9 protein-coding genes are annotated in these 23,607 nt (G+C 76.5%); all 9 read left to right on the plus strand.

Annotated features, from left to right (window positions below; translation table 11 throughout):
* Positions 1–99: 99 nt before the first annotated feature.
* The 9 genes from AB0398_RS30625 (at position 100) to AB0398_RS30665 (ending at position 23,604) form a co-directional block, all read left to right on the plus strand.
* Positions 100–10,611 (plus strand): SDR family NAD(P)-dependent oxidoreductase, encoded by a 10,512-nt coding sequence (locus AB0398_RS30625; protein WP_366378913.1) that lies wholly within the window; start codon positions 100–102, stop codon positions 10,609–10,611.
* Positions 10,612–10,638: 27 nt separating this feature from the next.
* Entirely contained in the window at positions 10,639–13,890 is a 3,252-nt protein-coding gene (locus AB0398_RS30630; RefSeq protein ID WP_366378914.1) for a beta-ketoacyl synthase N-terminal-like domain-containing protein, read from the plus strand.
* Positions 13,887–15,836 (plus strand): HAD-IIIC family phosphatase, encoded by a 1,950-nt coding sequence (locus tag AB0398_RS30635; RefSeq protein ID WP_366378915.1) that lies wholly within the window; start codon positions 13,887–13,889, stop codon positions 15,834–15,836. Before AB0398_RS30630 ends, AB0398_RS30635 begins: the two co-directional genes overlap by 4 nt.
* A 49-nt stretch (positions 15,837–15,885) precedes the next feature.
* Positions 15,886–16,917: an LLM class flavin-dependent oxidoreductase gene (locus AB0398_RS30640; RefSeq protein WP_366378916.1), complete on the plus strand. Its 1,032-nt coding sequence runs from the start codon at positions 15,886–15,888 to the stop codon at positions 16,915–16,917.
* A 116-nt stretch (positions 16,918–17,033) separates the two neighbouring features.
* A complete protein-coding gene (locus tag AB0398_RS30645) occupies positions 17,034–18,692 on the plus strand; it encodes an ABC transporter substrate-binding protein (protein WP_366378917.1) in 1,659 nt (552 codons plus the stop codon).
* A complete protein-coding gene (locus AB0398_RS30650; RefSeq protein ID WP_366378918.1) occupies positions 18,677–19,681 on the plus strand; it encodes an ABC transporter permease in 1,005 nt (334 codons plus the stop codon). The genes AB0398_RS30645 and AB0398_RS30650 overlap by 16 nt, the downstream gene beginning before the upstream one ends.
* A complete protein-coding gene (locus AB0398_RS30655; protein ID WP_366378919.1) occupies positions 19,678–20,487 on the plus strand; it encodes an ABC transporter permease in 810 nt (269 codons plus the stop codon). The genes AB0398_RS30650 and AB0398_RS30655 overlap by 4 nt, the downstream gene beginning before the upstream one ends.
* Positions 20,484–22,139 carry an ABC transporter ATP-binding protein gene (locus AB0398_RS30660; RefSeq protein ID WP_366378920.1) on the plus strand — a complete coding sequence of 552 codons (1,656 nt, stop codon included), beginning with the start codon at positions 20,484–20,486 and terminating at the stop codon, positions 22,137–22,139. Before AB0398_RS30655 ends, AB0398_RS30660 begins: the two co-directional genes overlap by 4 nt.
* Positions 22,140–22,416: 277 nt before the next feature.
* On the plus strand, positions 22,417–23,604 hold the full coding sequence (locus AB0398_RS30665; protein ID WP_366378921.1) for a cytochrome P450: 1,188 nt from the start codon (positions 22,417–22,419) through the stop codon (positions 23,602–23,604).
* Positions 23,605–23,607: the final 3 nt, after the last annotated feature.

Below are 23,607 nucleotides of genomic sequence, written 5' to 3' on the forward strand. Positions count from 1 at the left end.
GGAGCGAACCGGGTTTCGGCCCGCACCGGGCGCCGGCCCGAACCGAGTACCGACCCAGCCGAACTGAGCACCGACCGAGCTTCGGAGAGCGGTTTATCGATGGCGAACGAAGACAAGCTCCGCGACTACCTCAGGCGGACCACCGCCGACCTGCTGCGCACCCGCGCGCGGCTCGACGAGGTCGAGCAGGCCGCCGGCGAACCCCTGGCGATCGTCGGCATGGCCTGCCGCTACCCCGGAGGCGTCCGGTCGCCCGAGGACCTCTGGCGGCTGGTCGCGTCGCGGACCGACGCGATCGGGCCGTTCCCGCGCGACCGCGGCTGGCCGCTCGACCGGCTCGTCGACCCCGACCCTGCCAAGGAGGGCACCACCTACTCCGACCAGGGCGGCTTCCTCCACGACGCCGCCGACTTCGACGCCGAGCTGTTCGGCATCAGCCCCCGCCACGCCCTCACCGTCGACCCGCAGCAGCGGCTGCTGCTGCAGACCGCCTGGGAGGCCTTCGAACGCGCCGGCATCGACCCGCGCTCCCTGTCCGGGCAGTCCGTCGGGGTCTTCGCCGGCGTGATGTACGGCGACTACGGCTCCCGTCACACCCGCGCCCCCGAGGGTTTCGAGGGGTTCATCGGCACCGGGAGCGCCGGCAGCGTCGCGTCCGGCCGGGTCGCGTACACCTTCGGGCTCGAAGGCCCCGCCGTCACCGTCGACACCGCCTGCTCGTCCTCGCTCGTCGCCCTGCACTACGCCGCCCAGGCGGTGCGCCGGGGCGACTGCCGGATGGCCCTGGCCGGCGGGGCGACGGTGATGGCCACCCCGGCGACCTTCGTGGAGTTCAGCCGGCAGCGCGGCCTCGCCCCGGACGGCCGCTGCAAGGCGTACGCCGCCGGCGCGGACGGCACCGGCTGGGCCGAGGGCGCCGGCCTCGTCCTGGTCGAACGGCTCTCCGACGCGCTCGCCGCCGGTCACCCCGTCGTCGCCGTGCTGCGCGGCAGCGCCGTCAACTCCGACGGCGCCAGCACCCAGTTGTCCGCCCCGAACGGCTCCGCGCAGCAGCGGGTGGTCCGGGCCGCGCTCGACGACGCGGGGCTCGACGCGGCCGACGTGGACGCCGTCGAGGGCCACGGCACCGGGACGGGCCTCGGCGACCCGATCGAGGCCGCGGCGCTGATCGCCGTGTACGGCAGCGGGCGCACCGCCGCCGATCCGCTCTGGCTGGGCTCGCTGAAGTCCAACATCGGACACACCCAGGCCGCCGCCGGCATCGGGGGCGTCATCAAGATGGCCGAGGCGATGCGGCACGGCGTGCTGCCGGCCAGCCTCCACATCGACGCGCCGTCCCCGCACGTCGCCTGGGCCGACAGCGGCGTCGAACTGCTCGCCGAGGAGCGCCCCTGGCCCGAGCGGGACCGGCCGCGCCGCGCCGCCGTGTCGTCCTTCGGGATCAGCGGCACCAACGCGCACGTCGTCATCGAGGCACCACCGGAGCCCGCACGCGGGACCGCGGCCGGTCCCGCACCCGCGCCCGTGACCGCTTCCGTACCCGAGCCCGCGTCCGTACCCGAGCCCGTACCGGGCGCCGAGACCGATCCCGTACCCGATCCTGCGCCGGACGCCGCCCCCGCCCCGCTCCACGCGTCCGCGCCCGACCCCGGCACCGCGCCCGTGTCCAGTACCGCCGATTCCGGCACCGCGCCCGTGTCCGCCCCCGCCACCCCCGCCGACCCGCCCCCGCCCGTCGCCTGGGAGCTGTCCGGTCACACCGAACGGGCGCTGGACGACCAGATCGTCCGGCTGCGCGCCCATCTCGACGCGCGTCCCGGGCTCGCCCCGGCCGACGTCGCGCACACCCTGAGCACCGGGCGTGCCGCCCTGCCGTACCGGGCCGTCGCCGTCGGCCGCACCCCGGACGACTTCGCCCGGGAGCTCGCGGCCCTCGCGGACGGCGTGCCCTCCCGCCGCACCGCGCGCGGCGAGGCGCACGGCGGCGCCCGCCCCGTCTTCGTGTTCCCCGGGCAGGGCTCCCAGTGGGCCGGCATGGCCCGTGGACTCCTCGCCTCCTCCGAGCCGTTCCGGGCCGAGCTGACCCGCTGCGCCGAGGCCCTCGCCCCGCACACCGACTGGGACCTGCTCGACGTCGTGTCCCGGGACGACGCCCCCGAGCTCGCCCGCGTCGACGTCGTGCAGCCCGCCCTCTTCGCGGTCATGGTGTCGCTGGCCGCCGCCTGGCGCTCGTTCGGCGTCGAACCCGCCGCCGTCGTCGGCCACTCGCAGGGCGAGATCGCCGCGGCGTACGTCGCCGGCGCCCTGTCCCTCGACGAGGCCGCCGCGCTCGTGGCCCGGCGCAGCAAGGCCCTCCTCTCGCTCGCCGGGACCGGCGCGATGGCCTCCGTGGAACTGTCGGCCGACGACACGCGGCGCCGGATCGGCACCCGTACGGACCTCGGCGTCGCGGCCGTCAACGGACCCCGCTCCACCGTCGTGTCCGGGGACGCCGACGCCGTCACGGCGTTCGTCGCCGCCGCCCGGGACGACGGCCTGCGGGCCCGCCCGATCCCGGTCGACTACGCCTCCCACTCCCACGCCGTCGAACCGCTCCGGGAAGCCCTCCTGGACGAGTTCGCCGGACTGCGTCCGCGCGCCTCCGCCGTCCCCTTCCACTCCACCGTGACGGCCGGGGCGGAGGCGAGCGACACCACCCGGCTCGACGCCGCCTACTGGTACGCCAACCTCCGCGAGCCGGTCCTGCTCGCCGACACCGTGCGCGGGCTGATCGACGCAGGACACCGGCACTTCCTGGAGGTCAGCGCCCACCCCGTGCTCGTCGCCGCCCTCACGGACACGGCCGAGGACGCCCGGCCGGACGAGGAGACGCCCGTCCACGTCTCCGGGACGCTCCGCCGTGACGACGGCGGCCCCGAACGGCTCCTCACCGCCGCCGCTGAGCTGTACGTCGCCGGGGCGGAGGTCCGCCGTCCGGCCGCCACCGGGGGCCGGACGGTCTCCCTGCCCACGTACGCCTTCCAGGAGCGCCGCTACTGGCTCGACACCCGCACCGGCGCGGACGCGCCCGCCCCGTCCGATCCCGGCGGCCACCCGCTGCTCGGCCCCGCGGTCGAACGCGCCGACGGCCGGGGCGTGCTGTTCACCGGCGCCGTCCCCGCGAGCGGCACGGAGCGGAACTGGACGCGCGGACACCGGCTCGGGGACCGGACGCTCCTCGTGTCCGGCGCGCTGACCGAGCTCGCCCTCGCGGCGGGCGAGCGCGTCGGCCTGCCCCGCGTGCGGGAGCTGACCCTGCTCGCCCCCGTCGACGTGCCCGAGGACGCGCCCGTACGGCTCCAGGTGGCCGTCCACGCCCAGGACGACGGCGACGCGGCGGTCACCGTGCACGCGCGACGGGACGACGGCACCCCGGACGCGGCGTGGCTGCTGCACGCCACCGGTGTGCTCACGGCGGAGGAGCCGGAGGAGGGGGACGCCGTCGGCGTCGCGCTCGCGGACGGCGGCGAGCCCGTCGACGTGGCCGCGGGCTACGCCGTCCTCGCCGCGCGCGGCGTGCACTACGAGCCCGCCCTCCGGACGGTGCGCGAGGCCCGCACGGACGGCGTCACCGTCGTCGCCGACGTCCTCGCCGGGACCTCGGGGCCGGGGTACGCGATCCATCCGGCGGTGCTCGACGCCGCGCTCCAGGCCTCCTTCCTGGCCGGACTCACCACGACCGACCCGACTGCCCCGACCGCCCCGGCCGAGACCGGTACGGCCACGAACACCAGGCCGGCCGTCACCGTTCCCTTCGCCTGGACCGACGTCCGGCTGCACGTCCCCGGCGCCCCCGTGGCCCGGATCGCCGTCACCCGGCGCGGTCCCGAGGAGCTCGCGGTCGCCGCCCTCGACGCCGACGGGCGTCCCGTCCTCACCGCCGCCGGGATACGGCTGCGCACCCTGGACGGCCCCCTGCCCGAGGCCCCGCCGACCGTTCCCGCGCGGGCCCGCCGCCTGGGCGTCGTCGGCCCGGCCGGACCGGAGGCCACCGGTCGCCCCGTCGACCCGGCGGAGCTGCTCGCCACGGTCTCCAGGGCGGTCGCCGGGATCCTCGGCTACGACTCGCCCCGGGACGTCCGTCCCGACCGGCCGTTCCGCGACCTCGGCATCGACTCGATCACGGCCGTCCAGCTCCGCGACCACCTCGGCAGGGCCGTCGGGCGCAGGCTTCCCGCCACCCTCGTGTTCGACCACCCCACGCCCCGCGCCGTCGCCTCGTTCCTCGCCGCCGGGGCGGACCCGGCCGACCCGGAGCGGACCCGGCCCGGCACCGCCGCGCGGACCGACGACGACCCGATCGCCATCGTCTCCATGAGCTGCCGCTATCCGGGCGGCGCCGACAGCCCCGAGCGGCTCTGGGAGCTCCTGGAGCGCGGCGGCGACGCCGTCGGAGACTTCCCCGGGGACCGAGGCTGGGACCTGGACCGCCTCTTCCACGACGACCCCGACCACCCCGGCACCTCCTACGTCCGGCGCGGCGGGTTCCTCCACGACGCCGCCGACTTCGACGCCGACTTCTTCGAGATGTCCCCGCGCGAGGCACGGGCCGCCGACCCCCAGCAGCGGCTGCTCCTGGAGACCTCCTGGGAGGCGTTCCAGCGCGCCGGCATCGACCCGGCCGGTCTGCGCGGCTCGCGCACCGGCGTGTACGTGGGCCTGATCTACACCGAGTACGGCGGCCGGGCGCAGGCCGACCCGCGCGAGCACGGCGGCTACCTCGGCACCGGCAGCGCCGGCAGCGTCGCCTCCGGCCGGATCTCCTACACCTACGGCCTGGAGGGACCGGCCGTCACCGTCGACACCGCCTGCTCCTCCTCGCTCGTCGCCCTGCACCTGGCGGCGCAGGCCCTGCGCGCCGGGGAGTGCGACCTCGCGCTGGTCGGCGGCGCGACGCTGATGGCGACGCCCGCCACGTTCGTCGAGTTCAGCCGGCAGCGCGGGCTGTCCCCGGACGGCCGCTGCCGCGCCTTCGCGGACGCCGCCGACGGCACCGGCTTCAGCGAGGGCGTCGGACTGCTGCTCGTGGAGCGCCTGTCGGACGCGCGCCGCAACGGGCGCCACGTCCTGGCCGTGCTCCGGGGCTCCGCCACCAACCAGGACGGCGCCAGCAACGGCCTCACCGCCCCGCACGGCCCCTCCCAGCAGCGGGTCATCGAGGAGGCGCTGCGCAACGCCGGGCTCGCGCCCTCGGACGTCGACGCCGTCGAGGCCCACGGCACCGGCACCACCCTCGGCGACCCGGTGGAGGCGCAGGCGCTGCTCGACGCGTACGGCGCGGGCCGGGACGGCCGGCCGCCGCTCCGGCTCGGCTCGCTGAAGTCGAACATCGGGCACACCCAGGCCGCGGCGGGTGTCGGCGGCATCATCAAGATGGTCCAGGCGCTGCACCACGAGACGCTGCCGCGCACCCTCCACGTCGACGCGCCGACCCGGCACGTCGACTGGGAGCGCGGCGGACTGGCCCTGCTCACCGAGAACGTCCCCTGGCCCGCGGGCGACCGCCCGCGCCGCTTCGGCGTCTCGGCGTTCGGGATGAGCGGCACCAACGCGCACGTCGTCATCGAGGAGCCCCCGGCGCCGGACCGCCCGGAGGGCGCACCGGACCACGGGCCCGGCGGCACCCCGTACGCGCTGGTCCTGTCCGCGAAGTCGGCGGGCGCCCTGCGGGGCGAGGCCCGGCGCCTGCTGACCCACCTGGAGGCCCGCCCGGACACCGACCCGGGCGCCGTCGCCGCCGAACTCGCGGGCACCCGGAGCGTGTTCGCGCACCGCGCGGTCGTCGTCGCCGGGGACCGCGCCGCGGTCCTCGAAGGACTGGCCGCCGTCGCGGACGACACCCCGTCCCCGTACGTGGTCACCGGCCACGCCCCCGCCGACCGCGCCCCGGTGTTCCTCTACCCGGGCCAGGGTGCCCAGTGGCCCGGGATGGCGCGCGAACTCCTGGACCGCTCGCCCGCGTTCGCCGGACGGATCGCCGAGGTCGCGGCCGTCCTCGACCCGGTCACCGGCTGGTCGCTGCTCGACGCGCTGCGCGGCGACGCCGACCTGACCCGGGTGGACGTCGTCCAGCCCGTGCTCTGGGCCACCATGACCGGCCTCACGGCGGTGTGGGAGTCGTTCGGAGTGCGCCCGGCGGCCGTCGTCGGCCACTCCCAGGGCGAGATCGCCGCGGCCCCGGCGGCCGGGGCGCTGTCCCTCGCCGACGCGGCCGCCGTCGCCGCGCTGCGCAGCAGGAGCCTCCGCGCCCTCGCGGGCGGCGGCGCGATGCTGTCGGTGGCCGCCGACGAGACCGCGGTCCGGGAGGTGCTCGGCGCGACGGGCGCGGCGGCGGGCGTCGCCGCCGTCAACGGCCCCCGGTCCACCGTGGTCGCGGGCCCGCCCGCCGAGGTCGAAAAGGTCCGCCGCGCCTTCGACGAGCGGGACGTCCGCGTCCGGCTCATCGACGTCGACTACGCCTCGCACTCCGCCCAGGTGGAGTCCCTGGAGACGGAACTCCTCGCCGTGCTCCCGGAGACCGAGCCCCGCGACGCCTTCACGGCCGAGGTCTTCTCGACCGTGACCGGCGGGCCCGTCGCGCCCGGCGACCCCGAGTTCGGCCGGCCCGCCTACTGGTACCGGAACCTGCGCGAGACCGTGCGGCTGCGGACGGCCGTGGAAGCCGCCCTGGCGGCGGGCCACGAGGTGTTCGTCGAGATCAGTCCGCACCCGGTGCTCGGCGTCGGGGTCCAGGACGTCCTCGACGCCGCGCCCGGCGGCGACGCCACCGCCGTCCTCGGCACGCTCCGCCGCGACGAGGGCGGCCTCGACCGGGTGCTGCGCTCCGTCGCGGAGGCCTGGGTCCAGGGCGTGCCGGTCGACTGGACCGCCCACACCGGACCCCGGACACCGGGCCTGCCGCCCCTGCCCACGTACGCCTTCGACCGGCGGAGGCACTGGCTCGACCCGGCCGCCCCCGGACCCGTGGCCGGGCCCCCGGCCGCCGGCCTGCGCCCGGCCGGCCACCCGCTCCTCACCGGCGCGGTCCGGACCGCCGGGGCCGACGGACTGCTCCTCCTCGGCCGGCTCTCCCCGCACGAGCAGCCGTGGCTCGGCGACCACGCCGTGGACGGCTCGGTCCTCGTCCCCGGCGCCGTCCTCGCCGAACTCGCCCTGTACGCGGGCGGACTCGCGGGCACCGGACAGCTGGAGGAACTGGTCCTGCGGGAGCCGCTGGTGCTCGCGGCGGACGGACCCGACGGCGGCGCCGTCGAGATCCAGGTGGCCGTCGGCCCCCCGGAGCGGGACGGCGTACGTCCCCTGACCGTGCACGCCCGGCCCGTCGAGGACCGGACCGACGCCGACCGGTCCGTCTCCGGACGGACCACCGGCGACCGGACCGACGCCGATCCGCTCGGAGCGCCGTGGACCGCCCACGCCACCGGCACCCTCGCGCCCGAGGGGGAGAGGCCCGAAGCGCTCCCGGGCCCCTGGCCGCCGTCGGGCGCCGACCCGGTCGACGTCGACGCGCTGTACGACGACCTGGCGCTCAAGGGCTATCGGTACGGACCCGCCTTCCGCCGTCTGCGCGCGGCGTGGCGGTCCGGCGACGAGGTGCACGCCGAACTGTCCCCGACCGCTCCGGCGCCCGGCTTCCGGATCGCGCCGACCCTGCTCGACGCCGCCCTGCACGCCGTCGGCGCCGCCGGCCTGTTCCCCGACGACGGGGCCATCCGGCTGCCCTTCAGCTGGCGCGGGCTGCGGCGGTACGGCGACGTCCCGGACACCGTCCGCGCCCACCTGCGGCGCGGCGCGGGCGACACCGTCTCGGTGTCCTTCACCGGTACCGACGGCACCCCCGTGGCGGACCTCGACGCCGTGGCCTTCCGGGTCGCCGAGCCCGTCGGGGCGGACCCCCTCCATGTCCTCGGCTGGGAGGCGGCACCGGCCCCGGACGGCCCCGTAGCCCCCGGGCCGGAGGTGTGGGAGCTCGGCTCGCCCGCACACCCCGACCTCGCCGCCGTACGGGCCGCGCTCGACGCCGGAACCCGCCTGCCCGGAGCCCTCGTGCTGCCGGTCCCGGACCCCGGCGACGACCGCCCCGAGACCCTGCGCGGCACCCTGGAGGCGCTCGTCGCCACCCTGCGGGACGGACTCGCCGAACCCCGCCTGGACCCTGTCCGCCTCGTCGTCCGGACCCGGCGCGCCGTCGAGGCCGTGCCCGGCGAGGGCGTCGCCGGACCGGTCGGCGGCGCAGTCTGGGGCCTGGTCCGCAGCGTGCAGACCGAGGAACCCGGCCGGGTCGTCCTCGTCGACGCGGACGGCCCCGGCGGGGACCTGCCGCCGCGCGTCCTGGCCGACGGCGAGAACCAGTTCGCGCTGCGCGGCACGGACCTCCTGGTGCCCCGGCTCCACCCGTACCGGCCGGCCCTCGCCCCGGACACCGGCCGGGACGGGAACTGGCGGCTCGCCACCGGCGGGAGCGGCTCGGCCGACGACCTCGTGCGCCGCCCGGTGCCCGAACGGCCCCTCGGCCACCACGAGGTGCGGATCGCCGTCCGCGCCGCCGGACTCAACTTCCGCGACGCCATGCTCGCCCTCGGCATGTACCCGGGCGAGGCCGAACTCGGCACCGAGGCGGCCGGCGTGGTCCTCGCCACGGGCGACGGCGTCGTCGGGCTCGCCCCGGGCGACCGGGTCATGGGCCTGGTGTCCGGCGGCATAGGGCCGGTCGCCGTCACCGACCACCGGCTGCTCGCCCCGATCCCCGACGGCATCGACTTCGCGCGGGCCGCCACCGTGCCCGCCGTCTTCCTCACCGCGTACTACGCCCTCGGCGACCTGGCCGACGCGAAACCCGGGCAGTGGCTGCTCGTCCACTCCGCCGCCGGCGGTGTCGGCGGCGCCGCGATCCAGCTCGCCCGCCACTGGGGCCTGCACGTCTTCGGCACCGCGAGCCCCGCCAAACACCCCGCCGTCGAGGCCGCCGGACTGCCCGCCGACCGCATCGGCAACTCCCGCGACCTGTCCTTCGTGCCCGAGGTCCGCGCCGCCACCGGCGGACGCGGCGTGGACATCGTCCTCAACTCCCTCGCCGGGAAGTTCGTGGACGCCTCGCTCGAACTGCTCGCCCCCGGCGGCACGTTCGTCGAGATGGGCAAGACCGACCTGCGCGACGCCTTCCGCGTCCGGGCCGAACACGGCGTCGGCTACCGCTCCTTCGACCTGATGGAGGCGGGACCCGACCGCATCCGGGAGATGCTCGCCGACCTCGTCGAGCTGCTGCGGACCGGCGTCCTCACGCCGCTCCCGGTGACCGCCTGGGACGTGGACCGGGCCCCGACGGCCCTGCGTCACCTCAGCCTCGCCCGGCACACCGGCAAGGTGGCGCTGCGCATCCCGCGGCCGATCGACCCGGACGGCACCACCCTGATCACCGGCGCGTACGGCGGCGTCGGCCGGCTCGTCGCCCGCCACCTCGCCGCCCGGCACGGCGTACGGCACCTGCTCCTCGTCGGCCGGCGCGGCGCGGACACGGAAGGGGCCCGCGCCCTGCACGCCGAACTCGCCGCCCTCGGAGCCGAGGCGACCTCCGTCGCCGCGGACGTCGGCGACGAGGCGGAGGTCGCCGCGCTGCTCGCCGGCATCCCGGCCGAGCGCCCCCTGACGGCGGTCGTGCACGCCGCGGGCGTCCTGGACGACGCGACGCTGCGCACCCTCGACCCGGCCCGCCTCGACGCGGTGCTGCGGCCCAAGGCCGACGGCGCACGCCACCTGGACCGGCTCACCCGGGACGCCGACCTCGCGGCGTTCGTCCTGTTCTCCTCCGCGGCCGGCCTCGTCGGCAGCGCGGGCCAGGGCGCGTACGCCGCCGCCAACGTCCACCTGGACGCCCTGGCGACGGCCAGGGCCCGGGCGGGCCTCCCGGCCACCTCGGTGGCCTGGGGCCTGTGGCGCTCCGACAGCGGCATGACCGGCACGCTGTCCCGGGCGGACCGGGCCAGGATGAGCCGCGGCGGACTCCTGCCGCTGTCCCCGGAGCGCGCCCTCGCCCTCCTCGACGCGGCCCTGGAGGCCGGGGAACCGGCGCTCGCCGCCGTACGGCTCGACACGGCCCGGCTCGCGGCGGAGACGGAACCCGCGCCGCCGCTGCGCTCCCTCGTCCGCCCCCGGGCCGCGGCGCCCGCCGACGGCGGGGAACCGGCCGGCGACGGGCTGTCCGAGCGGATCGCGGCGGCCGCACCGGCGCGGCGGCGGGAACTGGTGGCCGACACCGTGTTCCGGCACATCGCCACCGTCCTCGGCGCCGCGCCCGGCACGGACGGCGCCACGGACGGCCGGACCTTCAAGGAGCTCGGCTTCGACTCGCTCACCGCGGTCGAGCTGCGCAACCGGCTCGGCCGGGCGACCGGCCTGCGGCTCCCGGCGACCCTGGTCTTCGACCACCCGACGCCCGAGGCGCTCGCCGACCACCTCCTGGACCGGCTGGCCCCCGCACCGGGGACGGCGGACCCGGACGCGGCGGACGCGGCCGGCGCCCCGTCGACGGCGGAGGAGCTCTTCCGCTTCATCGACGCCGAGTTCCGATCCTGATCCCGACGACGAGAGGGGGCCGCAGCCATGGCCGACGAGAAGAGACTGGTCGAGTACCTCCGGTGGACGACGAACGAACTCGCCCGGGTCAGAGGAGAGCTGGCGGACCGCGAGGCGCGGCTCGCGGCCTTCCGCGAACCGGTGGCCGTGGTCTCCATGGCCTGCCGCTACCCCGGCGGGGTCCGCTCGCCCGAGGACCTCTGGGAGGTCGTCGCACGGGGCGCGGACACCGTCGGCGGACCGCCGGCGGACCGGGGCTGGGACCCGGCCGCCCTGGAGCACGCGCGCGCCGGCGGCTTCCTCGACGACGCGGCCGGCTTCGACTCCGGCTTCTTCGGCATCGGCCCTACGGAGGCCCTGGCGATGGACCCCCAGCACCGGCAGCTCCTCGAACTGTCCTGGGAGCTGCTGGAACGGGCCGGACTCCTGCCGGGCGACCTGCGCGGCAGCCGTACGGGCGTCTTCGCCGGGGCGATCTACCAGGAGTACGCGCCGCCGCCCGGCACCGTGGCCGCGGACGTCGAGGGCCATCTGATGACCGGCAACGCGGCGAGCATCGTCTCGGGACGGCTCGCCCACACCTTCGGCTTCGAGGGCCCCGCCCTCACCGTCGACACCGCCTGCTCGTCGTCGCTGGTCGCGCTGCACCTGGCCGCCGAGTCGCTGCGCCGCTCCGAGTGCGACCTGGCGCTGGCGGGCGGGGTGACCGTGATGTCGACGCCCCGCGTCTTCACCGACTTCGCGGCCCAGGGCGGGCTGGCCGCCGACGGGCGCTGCAAGGCCTTCGGCAAGGGCGCGGACGGCACGGGCTTCGGCGAGGGAGCGGGGCTCCTGCTCCTGGAGCGGCTCTCCGACGCGCGCCGCCACGGGCATCCCGTACTGGCCCTGCTGCCGGGCTCGGCGATCAACTCCGACGGGGCGAGCAACGGACTCACCGCGCCGAGCGGACCCGCCCAGCGCAAGGTCGTCGAGGCGGCCCTGCGCGCCGCGGGGATCCCCGCCTCCGCCGTCGACGCGGTCGAGGCCCACGGCACCGGGACGGCCCTCGGCGACCCGATCGAGGCGGGCGCCCTCATCGCCGCGTACGGCGAGGATCCCGGCCGCGCGGCCCCGCTCTACATCGGCTCGGTGAAGTCGAACCTCGGCCACACCCAGGCGGCGGCCGGCGTGGCCGGCGTGATCAAGACGATCCAGGCCCTGCGCCACGGCGTCCTGCCGGCGACCCTGCACGCCGACGAGTGGTCCGAGTTCGTCGACTGGCCCTCCGGACGCGTGGCCGTCCTCAGCGAGGCCCGCTCCTGGCCCGCCGCCGAGGGCCGCCCGCGCCGGGCCGGCGTCTCCTCGTTCGGCATCAGCGGCACCAACGCGCACGTCATCGTGGAGGAGTACGAGCCGGAGGCCGCACGGGCCCAGGAGCTTGCGCCGCCCCAGGAGCCCGTGCGGGCCAGGGAACCCGACCTGGCCCCGGGGCCCGCCGCCGGAACCGTCACCGACGGAGCCCAGGAGCCCGCCGCCGCGGCCGTCGCGGGCGGGGCCCCGGAAGCGGCCTCCGCTGAGTCCCCAGCCCCGGCTCCCACCCCCGACACGCCCCGGACGGACGTCGTCTGGGCCCTGTCCGGGCGGTCCCCCGAGGCGGTGCGGGCCCAGGCGGGACGGCTGCGGGCGCTGCTGCGCGACCGGCCGGACACCGATCTCGGCGCCGTCGCGCGGACGCTGGCCACCCGCCGGACCTTCTTCCGGCACCGCGCCGCCGTCCAGGGCGCCGACGCGGCCGGGCTCGGCCGGGAGCTCGACGCGCTCACGGCCCCGTCCGCGCCCGTCGCGAGCGCCGTCGCCGGGCCCCGGATCGCCTTCGTGTTCAGCGGCCAGGGCACCCAGCGACCCGGCATGGGCGCCGAACTCGCCGACCGGTTCCCGTTGTACGCCGAGGCCTTCGACGCCGTGTGCGCCGCCCTCGACGCGGCCCGCGGGCCCGACCAGGGACCCGCCCTGCGGGACGTGGTCCTGGCCGCGCCCGGCGGCCCGCGGGCGGCGCTCCTGGAGCGGACCGAGTACGCCCAGCCGGCGCTGTTCGCCGTCCAGGCGGCGCTCGCCCGGCTCGCCGAGTCCTTCGGGCTCGTCCCGGCCGCGCTCCTGGGCCACTCGATCGGCGAGCTCACGGCCGCGTACGTCGGCGGCGCCCTGACCCTCGACGGCGCCGCCCGGCTCGTCGTCGCCCGGGCCCGCGCCATGCAGGCCGCCCCCTCGGGCGGGGCGATGCTCTCGATCCGGGCCTCCGAGGACGAGGTCGGGGAGTCGCTCGCGCGGGCCGGGGGAGCGGTGGCCGTCGCCGCTGTCAACGGCCCCCGGTCGACCGTGGTGTCCGGCGACGCCGACGCCGTGCGCCGGGTCGCGGCCCTCTGGCGGGCGGAGGGCGTGCGGACCAAGGCGCTCAAGGTCGGCCACGCCTTCCACTCCCCGCACATGGAGCCCGCGCTCGCCGCGGTCGACGCGGCGGCGGCCGGCCTCGCCGTGTCGCGGCCGCGCGTCCCCCTGGTGGCCAACCGCACCGGCGAGGTCGCGGACCTCGCCGAACTCTCCGCGCCGGGCCGCTGGTCGGCCCAGGTGCGCGGCACGGTCCGCTTCCACGACGGCGTGACGGCCCTGCGCGGCCTCGGCGTCGACACCTTCGTCGAGATCGGCCCCGACACCACCATGACCGGCCTGGTCGCCGACTGCCTCGCCGACCGGCGGGACGGGGCCGCCGTGATCCCGCTGGTCCGCCGCCCCGCGGCGGAGGCCGCCTCGGTGGTCCGGGCCGTCGCCCAGGCGCACTGCCGGGGCGTCCGCGTCGACTGGGACCGGCTGCTCGGCGCGGGACCGGCCGCCGACCCCGCGCTGGTGCCCGTCTACCCGTTCCAGCACCGCCCGTACTGGCTGAGCCGCCCCGCGCCCGGCCCCGTCCCGGACGCGCCCCCGGCCGTCCCCGAGCGGCCCGAGCCGCCCGTCCCGCTCCTCCACGAGGTGCCCGAGGAGGAGCGGCGGGGCGTCGTGCTCGCGCGCGTCCTCGACGCCGTCGCCGCCTCCCTCGGGTACGCGCCCGGCGAGGTCGACCCGGCCGCCGACCTCACCGAGATCGGCATCACCTCCTTCGGCTCGCTGGAGATCGCGGCCCGCCTGAACCGCGAGACCGGGGCGGAGGTCCGCCCCTCCGTCGTCCTGGAGCACCGCACCGCGCACGAACTGGCCGCGCACCTCCTCGTGTCGCTCGACACCCGCACCCCGGAGACCGTCCGATGACGACCGACCCCGCCCCCGTGCCCGTCGGCGCCCTCGACGCCCTGCGTGCGCTGCACCGCGACGGCGGCCTGGACCGTCACTTCGACCGCGTGCCCGCCCTGCTCGCCGCGCTCGACCGGACGGACCTCGCCCGCGCGGCCCGCCTGCTCGCCCGCGTCGACCCGGCGCGGGCCCGCGCGCACCACCCCGGCCTGCCCGCCGTCACGGTCGCGCTGACCGGCGGCGGCACCCTGGACGCGCTGCGGACGGCGCTGCTCGCCGAGCTCGCCCGGCACGGCTTCCTGCCCGAGGTGCGGCTCACCGGCTTCGGCTCGTACGTGCACGAACTCGGCGACCCCGGGAGCTCGCTGCACACGGAGCCCGCCGACGTGACCGTGTGCGTCCTGGACCACGCGACCGTCTTCGACGAGGTGCCGGTGCCGTTCACGGCGGAGGACGTCGCCGACGCCCTGCACCGCAAGCTGACGCTGTGGCGGGGGCTGGCGAACCGGTTCGCCGACCGCTCCTCCGGCACCCTCGTGCTCAACACGCTGCCGCTGCCGAGGAACCAGCAGGCGCAGCTGCTCGACCTGCCGTCCCGCGCGCGGCTCGGCGCGGCCTGGCGGACCGCCAACGCCGAACTCCTGGGATTCGGCGAGGAGTCGGGCCGCGTCGTCGTGCTCGACGTCGACCCGCTGCTCGGCGGGCCCGTCGAACTCGCCGACGCCCGCTTCGACGCGTACGCCGGGGCCCGGTTCTCCGACGGGTTCCTCGCCGCGTACGCCCGCGAACTGGGCCACCTCGTCCGGGCGGTGACCGGCCGGACGAAGAAGGTGCTGGCCGTGGACCTGGACGAGACGCTGTGGGGCGGGGTCCTGGGCGACGACGGCGTGGAGGGCATCGAGGTGGCGCACGGGCGCCGCGGCGAGGCCTTCCACCGGATCCAAGGGGTGGTGAAGCAGCTCCAGTCGCAGGGCGTCCTCCTCGCGGCGGTCAGCAAGAACGACCGGGACACCGTGGTGGCGGCGCTCCGCGACCACCCGGACCTGCGGGTGCGGGAGGAGGACTTCGTCCGGATCCTGGCCGGCTGGCAGCCCAAGGCGGAGTCGCTGCGCGCGCTGGCCGGCGGCCTCAACCTGGGCGGCGACAGCGTGGTGTTCGCCGACGACAACGTGCGCGAATGCGCGGCGGTGGGCGCGGAGCTCCCGGAGACGACGGTGATCCCGCTGGACGGCGATCCGGCGCTGCACGTGACGCGGCTGCTGGCGGACGGCTGGTTCACGACGACGGAGGTGACGTCCGAGGACCGGGTCCGCACCCGCCGCTACCGCGAGGAGTCGGCGCGGGCGGACTTCCTGTCCGCGGCGGGGAGCGCGGAGGAGTTCCTCGACGGGCTCGGCGTGACCGTCCGGCTCGCACCGGCGGCCCCGGCGGAGATCCCCCGGCTGTCCCAGCTCACCCTGCGCACCAACCAGTTCAACCTCACCACGCGACGCCTGTCGGCCGAGGAGGTGCGGGCCGGGGCCGCCGGCCCCGGCACGGCCGTCCTGGGGCTGACGGCGGGGGACCGGTTCGGGAGCAACGGGCTCGTCGGCGCGGTGTTCCTGCGCGCCGAGGAGAAGGTCCTGCACATCGAGAACATGCTGCTCAGCTGCCGGGTGTTCGCCCGGGGCATCGAACAGGCCTGCCTGGCGGCGCTCCTCGACCGGGCCGCCGACGCCGGTTTCGCCGAGGTGCGGGGCGCGTACCGGCCGACCGCGAAGAACGCCAAGGTCGCCGGCCTCTACGCGCACTACGGGTTCGAGGAGCTCGGGCCCGACGCGGGCGGAACCGGTGACGCGAGCGGCTCGGCCGGGACCGTGTTCGTACACCGTCTGGAGCGACGGCCGCGGGTGCCCGGCCATCTGACCCTGGACGCGGCCGAAGACCTGCTCCCGGCCCCAGGCGCCCCGGCATTGACAACCTGAGGTGTGCTCGACTTAACTTCCCGGGACAACATGAGGTCGCCTCAGGATCGTGTCCGCGAGACCGGCGACCGCCCAGCAGGAGGAGGAGAACCAGGTGGCCGAGGGAATCGCGATTTCGGTGCACGACACGGTCCCCGTCTGGCGCGGCGACACCCCCGGCGACGCGCTGCGCCGCACCGTCGACCTGGCCGCGGCGGTGGAGGGCTTCGGCTACCGCCGCTACTGGGTGGCGGAGCACCACGGCACCCCGGCCCTCGCCACATCCAGCCCCGCCGTACTCGCCGGACCCCTGTTGCAGGCCACCCGCACCCTCACCGTCGGGTCCGGGGCGGTCCTGCTGCCCAACCACTCCGCCCTCGCCGTCGCCGAGCAGTTCGGCGTGCTCGCGAGCCTCTACCCCGGCCGCGTCGACCTCGGACTCGGCCGGGCCACCGGCGGCTCGCCCGCCTCCGCGGCCCGCCTCGGCGACCCCCGCCGGCTCGGCTTCGACGCCCAGTTCGACGAACTCCGCGGCTACTTCGCCGGCGGACACCAGGGAGTGCGGGCGGTCCCCGAGCCGGAGGTCCCGCCCCGCTTCTGGCTCGTCGGCTCCAGCGTCGGCAGCGCCGTCCACGCCGGCCGGGCCGGACTGCCGTACGTCTACGCCCACGCCATCGTCGGCGGCGGCGCCCCCCAGGCGCTGGACGCCTACCGCGAGGCCTTCCGGCCCGCCCCGGGCCTGTCCGCACCGCACGCCTGCGTCGCGGTGATAGCGGTCGCCTCCGACAGCGACGCGCGCGCCCACCGGCTCGCCGAGGCCTTCGTGCACGGGCAGATCCTCATGCGCACCGTCGACCCGGAGGGCGTCCTGCCCACCGAGGAGGAGGCCGCCGCGCACATCCACACGTCCGCCGAGCGGGACTTCCTGCGCTCGCGCATCGACCCCCAGTTCGTCGGCGCCCCGGACCGCATCGCGCCCCGCCTCGCCGACTTCGTCGCCCGGACCCGCGCCGACGAGCTGTTCGTCCTCACCCAGGTCCCCGACCACGAGGCCCGGATCCGCTCGTACGAACTCGTCGCGAAGATCGCCGCCTCGCTCTGACCGCCCGCCCCCATCGTCCGTCCCCATCGCCCGCCGTCCGCTTTCAGACCGGCTTTAGGCCGGCCGTGCACCGTGACTGACCGAACGTCACGGCACAAGCGATGAGGACGACGCGCATGCACTCGGGTACACGGACACGGACGAAGAGATCCGCCCTCCTGGCGGCGGGGACCGCCCTGCTGACGACGCTGGTGACCGCGTGCTCCGCGGGGGCCGGGACCGACGGCGGCCCCGCCGCCGGCGGCCCGCCCCGCGACGGCGGCACCCTGCGGATCGCCATCGCCAAGGAACCCGAGTGCCTCGACCCCCACCAGAGCCCCACCGAGGCCGCCCGGCTGCTGTCCCGGCCGATCCTGGACTCCCTCGTCCACCAGACCCCGAAGGGAGCCTTCGAACCCTGGCTCGCCAAGAGCTGGACGCTGTCGCCCGACGGCCGGACCTACACCTTCGCCCTCCGCGACGACGTCACCTTCACCGACGGCGCCCGCTTCGACGCGGCGGCCGTGGTCGCCAACCTCGACCACGTCGCCGACCCCGCGACCAAGTCCCTGCTCGCCTCCAGCCTGATCTCCGCCTACAAGTCCTCCCGGGCCGTCGGCCCCCACACGGTCGAGATCACCCTCGAGCAGCCCGACTCGGGCTTCCTCGGCGCCCTCGCGCTGCCCAACCTCGGCATCGAGTCCCCGGCCGGACTCAAGGGGTCCACCGCCGAACTCTGCAAGAAGATCGTCGGCACCGGTCCGTTCCGCACCGCCACCGGACTCGTCGCGCAGAAGGGCATCGAGTACACCCGGAACCCCGACCACGCCTGGGCCCCCAAGTCCGCCGGCCACTCCGGCCCGGCCCGCCTCGACGGCATCCGGGTCCAGGTCGTCCCCGACAACGCCTCCCGCTTCGGCGCCCTCACCAGCGGCCAGGTCGACGCCGCCACCGGCCTCGACCCCACCAGCACCCGGCAGCTCGCGAAGACCCCCGGCTTCACCCTGCACAGCACCAGCTTCCCCGGCGCCAACTACAGCTACTGGCCCAACACCGCCAAGGGCCCCCTCGCCGACGCCGCCGTGCGCAAGGCGCTGCGCGCCGGCATCGACTGGTCGACCATCGCCCAGCGCGTCCACTTCGGCCAGTACCCCTCCGCCCAGGGCCCGCTGTCCGCGACCACCCCCGGCCACGACGCCTCCCTCGCCGCCGCCTACGCCCACGACCCCCGGGAGGCCGCGCGGCTGCTCGACGCGGCGGGCTGGACCGCCCGCGACGCCCAGGGCTACCGCACCAAGGACGGCAAGCGGCTGCGCGTCCGGCACCTGTGGTCCGACCCGTCGATCACCAACCTCGCCGTGCAGATCCAGTCCGCCGGCAAGAAGCTCGGCGTCGAGTTCGTCGAGGAGAACGTCGACGGCGGCACCTTCGTCGAACGGCTCCTCGCCGGCGACTACGAGATCATCGACACCAGCTTCTCCGCGCCCGGACCCGACGTCCTGCGCGTCCTGTTCGGCAAGGACAACATCCCCACCCCCGCCCGCGGCATCAGCAACAACATGGCCCGCTACGACGTCCCGGACGTGGAGCGGCTGTTCGCCGACGCCCAGCGCGCCACCGACCAGAAGGAACAGTTCCGGATCTACCGCGAGGTGCAGCGGCGGATCACCGAGGACGCCGCCGTCCTCCCGATCTACTCGCCCGTCTCCACCCTCGCCACCCGCGACGCGGTGCGCGGCACCGGCTTCACCGCCGACGGCTCCGCGAGCCTCTACGCGGCATGGCTGGCCTCCTGACCGGCGGCGGGCCCGCCCCCGGCGCCACCGCCCGGGAGCGGGCCCGCCCCGTCCGCCTCCTCCGACTCGTCCTCGGCCGCGCGGCCGGCGCCGTCGTCGTCCTCTGGGGCGCGGTGACCCTCGCCTTCGTGGTCCTCCAGATCATGCCGGGCAGCACCGCGGACGTGCTGCTCGCCCGGTCCAGCGTCTCGCCCCGCGTCCGCGCCGAGATCACCGCCGAGTACCACCTGGACGACCCGCTGCCCGCCCAGTACCTCGGCTACCTCGGCCGGATCGTCCGCGGCGACTTCGGGGACTCGTACGTGCTGCGCCGGCCCGTGTGGGAGGCCGTCGGTTCCCAGCTCCCCGACACCCTCACCCTGATCGCCTCCACCCTGCTCGTCACCGCGGCCGGCTCGGTCGTCCTCGCCGTGCTCGGGGCGCACCGCCGCCGCTGGGTCCGGACCCTGTTCGCCGCCGCCGAGTCCGTCGTCGTCGCGCTGCCGCCGTTCTGGCTCGGCCTGCTCCTGCTGACCTTCTTCTCCTTCGGCCTCGGCTGGTTCCCGACCGTCGGCGCGTCCGGCCCGAGCGGCCTCGTCCTGCCGACGCTCGCACTCGCCGCGGCCCCCACCGCCGTCGTCGCCCAGGTGCTGCGCGAAGGGCTCCTGCGCGCCCTCGACGAACCCTTCGTGGTCACCGCCAGGGCCCGCGGCATCGGCGAACTCGCCCTGCGCCTGCGGCACGTGCTGCGGCACGCCCTGCTGCCCGCCACGACGCTCCTGGGCTGGATCGCCGGCTCCCTGATCGGCGGGGCCGTGATCGTCGAGATCGTCTTCTCCCGCCAGGGCGTCGGCCGGCTGGTCCTGTCGGCGGTGCAGAACAAGGACATGCCCGTCGTCATGGCCGTCGTACTGCTCGCCGCCGCCGTGTTCGTCCTCGTCAACCTCGTCGTCGACGCCCTCCAGTGGCTCGTCGACCCCCGCACCCGCGACGCCGGGAGGCCCGCGTGACCCGTCCCCGCACCGGCCTCTGGCTCGGCGCGGCGGTCCTCGCGGTGCTGACCGCCATGGCCGCCTTCCCCGGCCTCTTCACCTCCGTCGACCCCGACGCGGCCGACATCGACGCCCTGCTGCGCCCACCCGGCGACGGGCACTGGCTCGGCACCGACCAGAACGGCCGCGACCTGTACGCGCGGATCGTGCACGGCACCCGGCCGTCGCTGCTCATCGGCGTCGGCGCGGTGGCCCTCGCCCTCGTCGGCGGCACCCTCGTCGGCGTCGCCGCCGCCCAGCTCGGCCGCTTCGCCGACCAGGCCATCGGCCGCCTCCTCGACGTCCTGCTCTCCGTGCCGGGTCTCCTCCTGGTCTTCCTCGTCGTCGCCGTCCTCGGCCCCGGCGCGGGCGCCGCCACCGTCGGCCTCGCCGTCGGCGCGCTCCCCGGCTTCGCCCGCGTCGCCCGCGCCGAGGTGATCTCGCTGCGCGGCCGGGCGTACGTCGAGGCCGCCTACGGCTTCGGCCGGACCCGCGCCCAGGTGGTCCTGCGGCACGTGCTGCCCAACGCGCTCGGACCGGTCCTCGCGCTCGCCACCGTCTCCCTGGGCGCGATGATCGTGGCGAGCTCCAGCCTGAGCTTCGTCGGCCTCGGCCCCCAGCCGCCCACCGCCGAGTGGGGCGCGATGCTGGCCGGCAGCCGCGACTTCCTCGCCCTCGCCTGGTGGCCCGCCGCCTTCCCCGGCGCGGCCATCACCCTCGCCGTCCTCGCGATCACGACGGTCGGCCGCCACCTCCAGCGCACCGTCGACGGGAGCACCGCATGAGCACCGAGCCCCGCACGGCCCCGGCCGGAGCCCCGGCGGCGCCCGGCGCACCGGCCGCCGCGCGCGAACTGGTCCGGGTGGAGGACCTGACCGTCTCCTTCGGCCGCGGCCGCCGCCGGGTGGAGGCGGTGCGCGGGGTGTCGTTCACCGTACGGCCCGGGGAGATCGTCGCCGTCGTCGGCGAGTCCGGCTCCGGCAAGAGCGTCACGGCCCGCAGCCTCGTCGGCCTGGCCGGCGAGGGGGCCGAGGTACGGGCCGCCGCGCTGTCCTTCGACGGCGTCGACCTGCGCGGACTCGACGCCCGCCGGCTGCGCGCGCTGCGCGGCCGGCGCGTCGGCTTCGTGCTCCAGGACGCGCTCGGTTCGCTCGACCCGCTCCGCCGCGTCGGCGCGGAGGTCGCCGAACCCCTGCGCACCCACCGGACCGTCCCGCCCGCGCGGATCCGGGCGGAGACGGAGCGGCTGCTCGAAGCGGCGGGCGTCCCCGACCCCCGCACCCGGGCCGCCCAGTACCCCCACCAGCTCTCCGGCGGCCTGCGCCAGCGCGCCCTGATCGCCTCCGCGCTCGCCGCCCGCCCCGACCTGCTCATCGCCGACGAGCCCACCACCGCCCTCGACGCCACCGTGCAGCAGCAGATCCTCCGGCTGCTGCGCGCCCGCGCCCGCGACGGCACCGCCGTCCTGCTCATCAGCCACGACCTCGGCGTCGTGGGCGAACTGGCCGACCGCGTCCACGTCATGAAGGACGGCCGGTTCGTCGAGGACGGCCCCGCCGGGCGGATCCTGTCCGCGCCCCGCCACCCGTACACCCGGGCCCTGGTCGCGGCCGTCCCCGGCGAGGAGACCAGGGCCGCGCCCGAACCCGGGCCGGTACTGCTGCGCGCCGAGGGACTGGTGAAGCGGTACCGGCTGCCCGGCCGGCCCGAACTCACCGCCGTCGACGGGGTGTCGCTCACCGTACGGGCCGGGGAGACCCTCGGCGTCGTCGGCGAGTCCGGCTCCGGCAAGACCACCGTGGGCCGGATGCTGACGGGGGTCGTGACGCCCGACGCGGGCCGCGTGGAGCTCGACGGGCGCACCTGGACCGCACGCACCCGCGCCGAACGCCGTACGGCCCGCCGCCGCGTCCAGATGATCCACCAGTACCCGCTGGGCTCCTTCGACCCCCGCTACACCGCCCGGCAGCTCCTTGAGGAGCCGCTGCGGGCGATCGGCACCCCGCGGGCCGCCCGCGCGGCGCGGGTCGCCGAACTCCTGGAGCACGTCGACCTCGCTCCCGACGTCCTGGACCGCCGGGCCCGCGACCTGTCCGGCGGCCAGGCGCAGCGCCTCGCGATCGCCCGCGCCTTCGCACCGGAGCCCGACGTCGTCGTCTGCGACGAACCGGTCTCCGCCCTAGACGCCTCCGTGCAGGCCCAGGTCCTCGACGTCCTGATCCGCGTCCAGGAACGCCTGGGCGTGGCCTACGTGTTCGTCTCGCACGACCTGGGCGTGGTGCGCCGGCTGAGCCACCGGGTCGCCGTCATGAAGGACGGGCGGGTCGTCGAGTCCGGGACGGCCGAACAGGTCCTGCGCGCCCCCGAACACCCCTACACCCGCGCCCTCCTGGCGGCCGTCCCGCGCCCGCCCGGAACCGGACGAAAGGAGTTCTGAAGCGGCGCTTAACCGCGCTTGCCCGGCGCCCCGGAGCTCAATAGCGTCGCCCTTCCAGGGGCGCCGAACCCCACCGGCACCGCCGCGGCACCCCTCCGCCGCCCGGCCCCCGACGACCCCGGCCCGGGTGGCTCCGGTCCCGTCCGGCCCCGGCCCGGGCGACCTCACTCCCGACGGCCCCGAAGCCGACGGCTCCCGCTCCCCGATCCCCGGCACCGGCCGGGGAGCCCCGCACCCGCATCCCGGCGTTCCGCCCCGTTCGAAGGACGAGAAGGCAATGGCAGAAGCACCGCCGTACCCGCAGCCGCGCACGTGCCCCTACCAGCCGCCCGCCGGATACCGCGAGATCGGCGAGGCGGGTCCGGTCCTCAAGGTGACCCTGTTCGACGGCCGCGAGGCCTGGATGGTCACCGGCTACAAGGAGTCCCGGGAGATCCTCACCCACCCGAACCTCTCCTCGCTGCGCACCCACCCCGACTTCCCCATCGTCGCGCCCCGCTTCCGGTCCCACATCGCCCGGAGCCTCGCCCTGATCGCGATGGACCCGCCCCAGCACGACATCTACCGGCGCTACCTCAACCCGCACTTCAGCCTCAAGCAGGTCAGGCGGATGCGGCCGGAGATCGAGGAGATCGTCTCCGGCTTCGTCGACCGGATCATCGCCCACGGCCCGCCGGCCGACCTCGTGCCGCTGCTCGCCGTGCCGCTGCCGTCCCTCGTCATCTGCCGCCACCTCGGCGTCCCCTACGAGGACCACGAGTTCTTCCAGGACGCCAGCGGCAAGGTCATGCTGGGCAGCGAGGAGGAGTCGGCGACCGCCGCGCAGAACCTCGTCGACTACATCGACGGCCTGGTCACCGAGCAGATCAAGTCCCCCACGGACGGACTGCTCGGACAGCTCGTCACCGAACGGGTGCTCACCGGCGACATCGGCCACGAGGAGCTCGTCTCCATCGCGCTCGTCCTGCTCATCGCCGCGCACGAGACCACCTCCTCCTCCCTGGCCCTCGGCCTCATCACCCTCCTCGAACACCCCGACCAGCTCGCGAAGCTCCACGAGGACCGCGAGCGGCTGCCCGGCGCCGTCGAGGAGCTGCTGCGCTTCATCGCCACCACCGACCTCGTCGCCACCCGGATCGCCAAGGGCGACATCGAGATCGCCGGCCACCTCATCCGCGAGGGCGAGGGAGTCCTCGTCTCCGGGACCCTCGCCAACCGCGACGAGAACTTCCACGAGCGCCCCGACGAGTTCGACGTACTGCGCTCCGACACCCACCACGTGACCTTCGGCTTCGGCATCCACCAGTGCCTCGGCCAGAACCTCGCCCGCCTCGAACTGGAGGTCGCCTTCCGGGAGCTGCTCACCCGCATCCCCGGCATGCGCCTGGCGGTCGGCGTGGACGAGCTGCCGATCCTCGGCGCGGGCACGGTGCAGCGCGTGCTGTCCCTGCCCGTCGAGTGGTGACCG

It is taken from the genome of Streptomyces sp. NPDC086147 (genome assembly GCF_040702165.1).
Taxonomy (GTDB): Bacteria; Actinomycetota; Actinomycetes; order Streptomycetales; family Streptomycetaceae; genus Streptomyces.